Source organism: Desulfovibrio fairfieldensis (assembly GCF_001553605.1).
Taxonomy (GTDB): Bacteria; Desulfobacterota; Desulfovibrionia; order Desulfovibrionales; family Desulfovibrionaceae; genus Desulfovibrio; species Desulfovibrio fairfieldensis.
Window position 1 is genome coordinate 1,306,468 of the sequence record NZ_CP014229.1, and the last position, 11,256, is coordinate 1,317,723.

Here is an 11,256-nt window from a genome sequence, read left to right on the forward strand (position 1 = left end):
CAAATAGGGAAGTATACGAGGATTGCCGCATTACATGGCGTTCTCAGCGCGGCGGCAGCCGGATACGCGCCCCACGCCCCACACATATTATCAGGAGTTGGATGATGAGCATGACCACCTGCGAATGCCGGTCCCCCCAGGAACAGCGTCTCTATGATCGGATCGAGGGCAAAGAGGACAAATTCCGCAAAACGCACGCCCGCGTTTTCAAACTGCTGGAACGCTTCGACGGGCAGAAGCCGCGTATCGATATTGAACGCGCCCTGTACTTCACCCAATCCATGAAGGAAACCGAAGGCCAGCCCCTGGTGCTGCGTTGGGCCAAGGCGCTCATGCACATCGCCGAAAATATTTCGGTCTGTGTGCAGGAAGATCAGCTTCTGCTGGGCCGTGCCGGTTGCGACGGCCGCTACGGCATTCTCTATCCCGAACTGGACGGCGACTTTCTGGACATCGCCGTGCGCGAGCTGCCCACCCGCCGGACTTCCCCGGCCACTATCACGCCCGAGGACGCCAAGCGCGTCATTGAGGAAATTGCGCCGTACTGGAAGGGCAAGACCTATCATGAGGACCTTAATGCCGCCCTGCCGCCCGAAGTGCACAAGCTGACCTACGACGATCCCGAAGGCCTGATTTCCCGTTTTATCGTCAATGAGACCTCGTCCTTCCGTTCTTCCATCCAGTGGGTGCACGACTATGCCAAAATCCTGAAGCGCGGCTTCAACGGCATCAAGAAGGAAGCCCAAGAGAAGCTGGCCGCCCTGGATCCCATGAGCGCCAAGGACGACCGCGAAAAGCGCCCCTTCCTGGAGGCCGTGGTCATCGTTTGCGACGCCATAGTGCTCTGGGCCAAACGTCATGCCGTACTGGCCCGCGAACTGGCCGAAAAGGAGCGGAATCCCACGCGCAAGGCCGAGCTGCTGCGCATGGCCGACAATGCCGAGCGCGTGCCCGGCGAGCCGGCCCGCGACTTCTGGGAGGCCTGCCAGAGCCAGTGGTTCACCCAGATGTTCTCCCGCATTGAGCAGAAAACCGGCACCACCATTTCCAACGGCCGCATGGACCAGTATCTCTACCCGTATTACAAGCAGGATCGCGCGGCCGGTACAATCACCGACAAGCAGGCCATGGAGCTGCTGGAATGCATGTGGGTGGGCATGGCCGAGTTTATCGACATGTACATTTCCCCCACCGGCGGAGCCTTCAATGAAGGGTATGCCCACTGGGAAGCCGTGACTGTGGGCGGCCAGACCCCGGACGGCCGCGACGCCAGCAACGAGCTGACCTATCTGATCCTCAAGTCCAAGCGAGAATTTCCGCTGCACTATCCGGATCTGGCCGCGCGCATCCATTCCCGCGCGCCGGAGCGCTACCTCTGGGATGTGGCCGAAACCATCAAGGACGGCTCCGGCTTCCCCAAGCTGATCAACGACGAGGAAGTGGTGCCCCTGTATGTCTCCAAGGGCGCGACCTTCGAGGAGGCCTTGGACTACGCCGTGTCCGGCTGCACCGAGGCCCGCATGCCCAACCGCGATACCTATACCTCCGGCGGCGCGTACATCAATTTCGCCGCGGCTGTGGAGATGGCGCTGCGCAACGGCCGGATGAAGAAATACGGCGACCGGGTGCTGGGCGTGGAAACCGGCGACCCGCGTTCATTCAAGACCTGGGAGGAATTCTGGAACGCCTATGTGCAACAGCACATGCTCTTTCTGAAGACGGCCTTTACCCAGCAGTATATCATCAACAAGCTGCGCGCCCGGCATTTTGCCCAGCCCATGGGCTCGGCCATGCATGATTTGTGCATGAAGCACTGCATGGACCTGCATCAGGAGCAGATCCCCGAGGGCATCAATCTGGGATACTTTGAATACATGGGCCTGGGCACCGTTGTGGATTCCCTGGCGGCAGTCAAAAAGCTGGTCTTTGAGGAAAAGAAACTGAGCATGGACAAGCTCCTCGAAGCACTCGACGCCAATTTTGAGGGCTATGACGACGTGCGCGCCCTGCTGCGCTCCGCCCCCTGCTACGGCAACAATGACGAATACGCCGACGCCATCGGCCGCGACATCGACAGGATCTCCGTGGAATACGCGGGAAAATACGGCATGCGGGATCTGGGCATGCACAACGACGTGCGTTATGTGCCCTTCACCTCCCACGTGCCCTTCGGCAAGGTGGTTTCCGCCACGCCCAACGGCCGCACCGACGGTTTTCCTCTTTCCGACGGAACCTCGGCCTCGCACGGCGCTGATGTCAACGGTCCCACGGCCGTGCTGCTTTCCAACTACAACACCAAGAATATGGGCATGCGCGACCGCGCGGCCCGCATGCTGAACATCAAGTTCACGCCCAAGTGCTTGGAAGGCGAGCAGGGCACGGAAAAACTGGTTTCTTTCATCCGCACCTTCTGCGACCTCAAGCTCTGGCATGTGCAGTTCAACGTGCTCAACCGCGAGACGCTTCTGGCCGCCCAGAAGGACCCGCAGAAGTACCGTAACCTTATTGTGCGTATCGCCGGTTACAGCGCGTATTTTGTGGATCTTTCCCCGGATCTGCAGAATGACCTCATCGCCCGGACGGAACACGACGCCATGTAAACGCCGTGGTTGCGCGCGGGGAGGGGCGGACCTCTTTCCGGCTCTCCCCGCGCCCTTTCTTCTCCCCCATAGCCCCAAGGACAGGCGGTATGTGTCTGGAAGACGACGAACAACGGGATCTCGAACAGCAAGGCTTTGTTTTCAATATCCAGAAATATTCGGTGCATGACGGGCCGGGCATCAGAACCATTGTATTTCTTAAGGGCTGCGCGTTGTCCTGTCGCTGGTGCAGCAATCCCGAGTCACAGCATACGCGCCCCGAGCTGGCCTACAATGCCGGGCGCTGTCTGGAGCTGGACAAGTGCGGCCACTGCCTCACGGCCTGCGAACGCGGTGCCGTCAGCCGGGGCGGGGACGGCAAGCCCCGTATCGACCGCTCGCTCTGCGCGGATTGCGCCACGTCCGGGGCCATGCCCTGCGCGGAAGCCTGTCCGGCCCAGGGCCTGCTGGTCTACGGCAAAAAGCGCAACGTGGATGATGTGCTGTCTTCGGTGGAGCAGGACACGGCCTTTTACTCCCGCTCCGGCGGCGGCATGACCCTGTCCGGCGGCGAACCGCTGTTGCAGGCGGATTTTGCCCTGGCCCTGTTGCGTCAGGCGCGTGTCCGGCGGCTCAAGACAGCCGTGGAAACCTGCGGCATGGTGCCCGCGGCCACGGTCCGGGCTGCGGCCCCCTACCTGAACTTTGCCCTGTTCGACATCAAGCAGATGGACAGTGCCGTGCACGAGGCTCAGACCGGCCTGCCCAATGCGCGCATTCTGGAGAACTTCCGCATCCTGGCCGAGGAATTCCCGAATCTGCCCATTCTGGCGCGCACCCCGATTATTCCCGGTTTCAACGACAGCGAAGAGGCCGTTGCCGCCATTGCCGCCTTTCTGAAACCCTATGCGCGGGTCACCTACGAAATGCTGCCGTACCACCGCTTGGGCACCCAGAAATATCATTTCCTGGGCCGCCGTCCGCCCATGGGCGACGTGACGCTGGGCAAGAATGTCATGCCCCGGCTACAGCGCGCGGCGCTGGACATTCTGGGCGCGAGAGTGCAGATTCCACGCTGACGCCTCTTTCAACCCGGATGATGCCCATGGCCGGACGTTCCCCGGAAGTCCTTTCCAGATATGTCGAACGCATTCTTGACGCCCTGCCCGACGGGGTGTTCATTTCCGACGCCTCGGGCACTGCCCTGCACATTAACCGCATGTACGAACAGCTGACCGGCCTGAAGCAGGAAAGCGTACAGGGCAGGAATGTGCGCGCTCTGGTGGAGGAGGGGATCTTTGATCATATCCTCAATCCGGAGATCGTGCGCACGGGCAAGCCCGCCACCCACGTGCAGCAGCTTAAGAACGGCAAAAAGCTGGTGCTCTCCGGCTTTCCGGTTTTTGACGAGGCCGGGGGCATCCGTCTGGTGGTCACCTTTGCACGCGACATCACCCTGCTGGCGAATCTGCAGGAACAGGTTGCAGGGCAATGCCGCCTCATTGATCAGATCAACGATCAGCTGGCCCACATGGCCCACGAAAGCAGGCCGCAGGAACCTGTCTTTGCCAGCCCGGCCATGGCCGAGATTCTTTCCCTGCTGCGGCGTTTCGCGGCCACGGACGCCACAGTGCTGATTCTGGGCGAGACCGGCGCGGGCAAGGACGTCTTCGCCCGCCTGACCCACAGGTTGAGCGGACGCAAGGACAAAATCATGCTCAAGGTGGACTGTGGCGGCATTTCCGAAACCCTGACCGAATCCGAGCTCTTCGGCTATCTGCCCGGCGCGTTTACCGGAGCTTCCAGCAAGGGCAAGGCGGGCTATTTTGAAATCGCCGACGGCAGCACCATTTTTCTGGACGAGGTGGGCGAACTGCCCCTGTCCATGCAGACCCGCCTGCTGCGCGTTCTTCAGGACGGGGAGATCATGCGGGTGGGCTCGTCCAGCCCGCGCAGGGTGGACGTACGGGTCATCGCGGCCACCAACCGCAACCTGGCCGAAAGCGTGGAGGCCGGTACTTTTCGCCGCGATCTCTATTATCGGCTCAATGTCGCGACGGTACGCATTCCGCCTCTGCGCGAGCGGCCGGAAGACGTGCGTCCCCTGGCCGAGCATTTTCTGCACCAATACACGGTCAAATACCACAAGGCCCTGGCCTTTATGGGCGTGACCCTGGACATGATGAGATCCTATGCCTGGCCCGGCAATGTGCGCGAGCTTCAGAACCTGGTTCACAGCCTGGTAATCACGCTCAACGGCCCGCTGATCTCGCCCAGGGACCTGCCCGCGCAGATTTCAGGCGTGAGCCGCGACGTCTCCTGTTATTCCGAGGAAATCCTGGCCGCCCGGCGGCCGCTGAAGGAAATCATGGCTGAAATGGAGCGGGATTTTCTGCTCAAGGCCATTGAGGCGCACGGCTCGGTACAGAAAGTGGCGGAGCTCTTCCAGGTCAACCGCAGCACCATCTTCCGCAAACTCCAGAGCGGGCGGCAGGCCTGAGCCGTTCCTGTTTGCCGTCCGGCCCTTCCTTGCATCGCCGCCTTGCGCCTTGCCTTCTTTTTCCGTAGGTTTCGGGCATGGCGAAAACGCGTGAAGTCTATATCTGTTCGGTGTGCGGGGCCCAGACCCTGCAATGGCGCGGTCAGTGCCCCAACTGTCACGAGTGGAACACCCTTGAGGCCTCGGCCCAGGCCCGCCCGGCGGCGGGCCGTCGGCCCGCCGGTCTGGGCGCCGCCGCGGGCGTTCGGGCCGACCGGCCTGTCCCCCTGCGCGACGTGGCCGATGCCGGGCATACGCCCTACGGCAGCGGGCTCAAGGCCCTGGACCGCGTGCTGGGCAAGGGCTTGGTGCCGGGCGCGGCCATTCTGGTAGGCGGCGAGCCGGGCATCGGCAAATCCACCCTGCTCTTGCAGGTGGCCGGACTGGTGGCGGCCCAGGGCAAAGCGGTGCTCTACGCCAGCGGCGAGGAATCTCTACCGCAGATCAAGGCCAGGGGCGAGCGGCTCCGGATGCTGGACCCCAATCTTCTGGCTCTGGCCACCTCCAAGGTTGAGGACGTGCTGGACGCCCTCAACGGCGTCGGCGGTTCCAGACCCCCGGCCCTGGTGATCGTGGACTCGGTACAGACCGTGACCAGTCTGGAGGCCGAAGGCCTGCCGGGCAATGTCAGCCAGGTGCGCGCCGTGGCCACGGCCTTGCTGGAGGCCTGCCGCCGCGTGGGCTGCACCCTGATCCTGGTGGGCCATGTGACCAAGGACGGCGTCCTGGCCGGGCCCCGCCTGCTGGAACACATGGTGGACACGGTCATCTCCCTGGAGGGGGACCGCCGCCAGATGTTCCGTCTGTTGCGCGTGTTCAAGAACCGTTTCGGCCCCAATGAGGAATTGCTGGTCTTTCGCATGGGCGAGCGCGGCATGCAGGTGGTGGACGACCCCTCCACTTTTTTTCTGGGCGCGCGCGACGCCTCCCTGTCCGGCACGGCCGTGGTCATGGCCGTGGACGGACAGCGCCCCCTGGCCGTGGAAGTCCAGGCTCTGGTGGCGCGCACTTTTCTGAGCATTCCACGCCGCGCCGCGCTGGGCTTTGACGCCAACCGCCTGCATCTGCTCCTGGCCGTGCTGGAGAAACGGCTCAAACTTAATTTCGGCCAAGTGGATATTTACGCCAAGGTGGGCGGCGGCATGCGCCTGCAGGAACCCGGCCTGGACCTTGCTCTGGTGGCCGCCGTGCTGTCCTCCTATTATGATGTGCCCCTGCCGGAAAAATGCGTGCTCTGGGGCGAAGTGGACCTCAACGGCCAGGTGCGGCCCGTGGCCGCGCAGGAATTGCGCCTTTCCCAGGCCCGGCGGCTGGGTTTCGAGCCTATCGTCTATCCGGACGGCGGCCAGGGCGGCGGCATCGCCACCATCGCGGCCTTGCAGCAGCGCCTGTTCCATCGTCAATGAGCGGCCAGCGGAGGAAGAGAAGCATGCCTTTGGAAGTGGAACGCAAATATCTGCACGTGGATTTCGCCGCCTTGCGCCGGACGTTGTACGATCTGGGCGCGCGCACTTCGGGTGCGCATTTTGAAAGTAACTGGGTTTTTGACACACCCGACATCCAACTGTTTGAAAGCCGCCGCCTGTTGCGCCTGCGCTCGCAGGAATGGCCGGACGCCGTGCGCCATGTGCTGACCCTCAAGCTGCCCGCGTCGCAGAGCGGCCACTTCAAGGTGCGCGAGGAACGCGAACTGGAAGTGGCCGACGGCGCGGCCATGCGCGCCGTGCTGGAAGGCCTGGGCTACGCCGTGGGCGCGCGTTATGAGAAAATCCGCGAGCCGTGGCGTCTGGAGGATGTGGAAGTGGAATTGGACGTGCTGCCCTTCGCTGAAGTGGTGGAGTTGGAGGGCGAGGCCGCGCATATTGAGCGGGCCGCGACGCGTCTGGGCCTTGACAAGGCCGAAATAAGCACCAAAAGTTATCATCAGCTGCATCAGGATTGGCGTCGCCTGCACAACCTGCCGCCGGATTTTTCTTTTGTGTTCGACGCGGAGCGACGGAGCGACTGGCGGCGGAAGCTGGGCCTTGCGGGCAACGAACCGCACGGCGGCGACCGGCCCAACGCATCCAAAGCCTGAACCGTTTTCGGGGGATTACTCCATGCCGCTATACAATCAGGGCGAAGCCGACGGTGAAAGCCGGACCATTGTCGTAAAAAAGCTCAAGGAGCCGGACCGCTACCGCGTCCTGCTGCATAATGACGATTATACCAGCATGGACTTTGTGATCAATATCCTCTGCGGCGTGTTCCACAAGCCCCTGGAAGAAGCCACGGCCATTATGCTGGCCGTGCACCAGCAGGGAGTGGGGCAGTGCGGCATTTATACCCGCGAAGTGGCTGAAGCCAAGGTCAGCCGCGTCCACCGCGAGGCGCACGGAGCGGGCTTCCCCCTCAGATGCACCATGGAAAAAATTCATTGATCGTCCTTGCCGCCAGCGCGGCAACGGCGCGGCGGACCGGACCGCCGTAGTTTGGCACGGCATGTGGCCGGGCCGCCGGAACAGCTCCCCGCAGTCGACTTCGGCTGTGGCGGGAGGGAGAAAATATGCTGAGTAAAAGCGTGCAAAGCGTCCTGAGGGACGCCCTTATGGAAGTGCAGCGGCGCAGGCATGATCTGCTGACAGTGGAACATGTGCTCTACGCCCTGACCAACAGCATGAAAGGCCGGATTATTCTGGAGGGCAGCGGGGCCAGCGTGGCCGTGCTGCGCGAGCAGTTGGAAGGTTTTTTCCGTACGGAACTGGAAGTGGTGGACCAGCCCGGCAAGTATGAAGTCACCCAGACCGACGGCGTGCAGCGCGTGCTGGAACGCGCGCTCAACCATATCCGTTCTGCGGGCCGCGATACAGTGGAGCTGGGCGACCTGCTGATCGCCATCATGGACGAAGATGAGAGCTACGCGCTCTTCTTCCTGCGCAAGCAGGGGGTGGAGCGCCTGGACGTGTTGACCTTCATTTCGCACGGCCTGGACGAAGGCGGCGGCTCGCGCGGCGTGGAGGAAAAAGAAACGGACGGCGCGTCCGGCGATGCCCGCGCGGCCAAGGGCGATCCTTTGGCCCAGTATACCGTGGACCTCACGGCCCGCGCCAGGGAAGGCAAGATTGACCCCCTGGTGGGCCGGGAGCAGGAACTGGACCGCGCCATTGAGGTGCTTTGCCGCCGCCGCAAGAACAATCCGCTTTTTGTGGGCGATCCGGGCGTGGGCAAAACCGCTCTGGCCGAAGGCCTGGCCCTGCGCATCGCAGAGGGCCGGGTACCGGAGATGTTTGCCGATACCCGGCTGTTTGCCCTGGACATGGGCCTGGTGCTGGCCGGAACCCGCTACCGCGGTGATTTCGAAGGCCGCCTCAAGGCCATAGTGCAGGCCCTCAAGGCCATGCCCGAGGCCATTCTGTTTATCGACGAAATCCATACTATCGTGGGGGCCGGTTCCACGTCCGGCGGCTCCATGGATGCCTCCAATCTGCTGAAACCGGCGCTTGCCGGCGGTGAGATCCGCTGCATCGGCTCCACTACCTATGAAGAGTTTCGCAACCATCTGGAAAAGGACCGTGCCCTGGCCCGGCGTTTTCAGCGCATAGATCTGCATGAGCCGGACGTCACGGATTGTCTGGCTATCCTGCAAGGCCTGGAAGGCCGCTATGCGGAACACCATCGGGTGCGTTACAGCCCTTCTGTTCTTAAAGCTATGGTTGAGCTTTCCGCTCGCCACGTGCGGGACCGCCTGCTGCCGGACAAAGCCATTGACGTGATGGATGAAACCGGGGCTGCCGTGCGCCTGCGGCAGGGCGCTCTTCCCGACGCCCCCCAAGGCAGGGAAACGCGCCCGGCCGTGAGCATGGCCGATGTGGAGCGGGTGGTGGCCCGCATGGCGGGCATTCCATTGCGCACGGTCTCCGGGCGGGAACGCGCGCGCCTGGCGAATCTCGAACGGGACCTGAAGCATCTGGTCTTCGGCCAGGACGAAGCCATTGAGCTCACTGTGCGGGCCATTCTGCGCGCCCGCGCCGGTCTTGGGCAGGAACAGCGCCCGGCCGGAGCCTTTTTGTTCTACGGGCCCACGGGCGTGGGCAAAACCGAGGTGGCCCGCAGTCTTGCCAAGCTCATGGGTGTGGAGTTTCTGCGTTACGACATGAGCGAATACATGGAAAAGCATTCCGTGTCCCGGCTGATCGGCTCGCCTCCCGGCTATGTGGGTTTTGATCAGGGCGGCCTGCTGACAGAAGCGGTACGTAAGGCTCCGTATTCCGTGGTGTTGTTGGACGAGGTGGAAAAGGCCCATCCGGACATCTTTAATGTACTGCTTCAAGTTATGGACTATGCGACCCTCACGGACAATACGGGCCGCAAGACCGACTTTTCGCATGTCATTCTGATCATGACCTCCAATGCCGGGGCCTTTGAGATGTCGCGTTCGGCCATCGGCTTCGGACAGGCCGCGCCCGAGGACGCGGCCCGCAAGGGCCTCAAGGCCGTGGAAAACCTGTTCACGCCCGAGTTCCGCAACCGCCTGGACGCACTGGTGCCTTTCCACAGCCTGTCTCAGGAAATGATGCTGCGCATTGTGGACAAGTTCCTGGCCGAAATCCGCGTCACCCTGACCCAGCGCAAGGTCAATCTCAGCGTGACGGACAAGGCCCGGCAGTGGCTGGCCCTCAAGGGCTTTGATCCGGCCATGGGCGCGCGGCCTCTGCGCCGCCTGCTGCGCAACGAGCTGGAGGACCGCCTGGCCCACGAGCTGCTGTTCGGAGCTCTGAAAAAGGGCGGCAGTGCCCGGCTGACGCTCAAGGACGACGCCCTGTCCCTTGTCACTTCGGCCTCGTCGCCCGTCGCGCGTCCCACGCGCGCGGGAGCCAGGGCCGCGCGCGCGCCGGTGGAGGCCTGAACGGGAGCATGAGCGGCACGTTCGCGGATCTGGCCGCACAGTTTCCTCCTTTGGAGGCCGCCCGCGCGGACGGTTTGCTCTGCGCGGGCGGTGATCTGCAACCCGCGCGGCTGCTGGCGGCCTACAGCCTGGGAATTTTTCCCTGGTACGAGGAGGGCTTGCCCATTCTCTGGTGGTCGCCTGATCCGCGTTGCGTGCTGCCCCTGGAGGATTTTTGCCTGCCGTCCCGCAGCGCCCGCGCGTTGCGCCGCCGCCCCTTTGAGCTTACCCTGGATGCGGCCTTCGGCGAGGTCATCCGGGCCTGCGCCGGATTGCGCGCAAATGGGCACGGCACCTGGCTCACGCCGGAGATGATCGCGGCCTATGAACGTCTGCACGCCCTGGGTTATGCACATTCCGTGGAGGCCTGGCGGGAGGGCGCACTGGTCGGCGGTCTGTACGGAGTGGCCTTGGGCCGGGCCTTTTTCGGCGAGTCCATGTTTCACCGTGAATCCGAAGCCTCCCGCGCGGCCTTGGCCGGGCTGGTGGCACTGTTACGGCTGCGCGGGGCCGTAGTGCTGGATTGCCAGCAAGAGACCCCGCACATCATGCGGATGGGCGGGGTCATGCTGCCGAGGGCGGCGTTTCGGGAGCGGCTGGCAAGGGCGCTGGCCGCCGAGGGATGGCGGGAAGAGCGAGAGGCAAGGGAGCCGGACGCCCTTCGGCGGGAAATCCGCGCCGTTCCTTGGGCCCCCTGGAAAACGGGCTACTCCTATTCCGCCATCAACGGTTCGTGGATCGCCAGATCGTAGAAGCCGCGCGCCACAAAGGGCAGGGGATAGTTGGGCACGGCCTCGAAGCGGATGAAGCCCGTGCTCTTGCCCTCGGGAATGCCGCTCAGCGGGGCCACGCCCAGCGGCACCGGCAGATCCAGCGGGCAGACGGTGATTTTTTCAATGTGCTCGGCATAGCGCTGTTCGAGGTAGTCCACCAGGGCCCGGCTTTCCTCTTCAGTAAAGGCTTCCAGAATGCAGCGCAGGGCGGCTTCCTTGGTGGCGCCCTGCAACACCTGGGGCGGCACCGCCGGATCGGGCGGGCCCACCAGCTTTTTGCCTTGCAGGGCCGCCAGCTCCTCTTCCGTGGCCCCGTGGCGGAAAATGTGCACTTCCACATGGCGGCGGCCCTTGAAGGCGCTCAGGGTGGCGGCCACAATATAAACCCTGTCCAGCAGGGCATCGGACGGCGCGGCAATACTCTGTTTTTCCATAATCGTT

The 11,256-nt window shown here is 63.2% G+C and carries 9 protein-coding genes; 8 read left to right on the forward strand and 1 reads right to left on the reverse strand.

The genetic code is table 11. From position 1 onward, the window contains the following. Nucleotides 1-104 precede the first annotated feature (104 nt). From hpsG to aat, 8 genes are all read left to right on the forward strand, one after another. Nucleotides 105-2,600 carry a (2S)-3-sulfopropanediol dehydratase gene (gene hpsG, locus AXF13_RS05515; RefSeq protein ID WP_083521970.1) on the forward strand — a complete coding sequence of 832 codons (2,496 nt, stop codon included), beginning with the start codon at nt 105-107 and terminating at the stop codon, nt 2,598-2,600. An 89-nt stretch (nt 2,601-2,689) separates the two neighbouring features. After that, nucleotides 2,690-3,658: a (2S)-3-sulfopropanediol dehydratase activating enzyme gene (hpsH, locus tag AXF13_RS05520; protein WP_062251965.1), complete on the forward strand. Its 969-nt coding sequence runs from the start codon at nt 2,690-2,692 to the stop codon at nt 3,656-3,658. Nucleotides 3,659-3,684: 26 nt separating this feature from the next. Then, a complete protein-coding gene (locus AXF13_RS05525) occupies nt 3,685-5,079 on the forward strand; it encodes a sigma-54 interaction domain-containing protein (protein WP_062251966.1) in 1,395 nt (464 codons plus the stop codon). Between the two features lie 77 nt (nt 5,080-5,156). Beyond that, entirely contained in the window at nt 5,157-6,524 is a 1,368-nt protein-coding gene (gene radA / locus AXF13_RS05530) for a DNA repair protein RadA (protein ID WP_062251967.1), read from the forward strand. Between the two features lie 23 nt (nt 6,525-6,547). Then, on the forward strand, nt 6,548-7,195 hold the full coding sequence (locus AXF13_RS05535; protein ID WP_062251968.1) for a class IV adenylate cyclase: 648 nt from the start codon (nt 6,548-6,550) through the stop codon (nt 7,193-7,195). Nucleotides 7,196-7,217: 22 nt separating this feature from the next. Continuing rightward, entirely contained in the window at nt 7,218-7,538 is a 321-nt protein-coding gene (locus tag AXF13_RS05540; RefSeq protein ID WP_008684334.1) for an ATP-dependent Clp protease adaptor ClpS, read from the forward strand. 125 nt (nt 7,539-7,663) lie between these two features. Next, nucleotides 7,664-10,003: an ATP-dependent Clp protease ATP-binding subunit ClpA gene (gene clpA / locus AXF13_RS05545; protein ID WP_062251969.1), complete on the forward strand. Its 2,340-nt coding sequence runs from the start codon at nt 7,664-7,666 to the stop codon at nt 10,001-10,003. 8 nt (nt 10,004-10,011) lie between these two features. Then, on the forward strand, nt 10,012-10,794 hold the full coding sequence (gene aat, locus AXF13_RS05550) for a leucyl/phenylalanyl-tRNA--protein transferase (protein ID WP_062251970.1): 783 nt from the start codon (nt 10,012-10,014) through the stop codon (nt 10,792-10,794). Here aat and AXF13_RS05555 read toward each other — a convergent pair. Beyond that, the gene (locus tag AXF13_RS05555) at nt 10,755-11,249 is read right to left on the reverse strand and encodes a hypothetical protein (protein WP_062251971.1); all 495 of its coding nucleotides are present in this window, start codon (nt 11,247-11,249) and stop codon (nt 10,755-10,757) included. The two genes, aat and AXF13_RS05555, sit on opposite strands and share 40 nt — an antisense overlap. Nucleotides 11,250-11,256 lie beyond the last annotated feature (7 nt).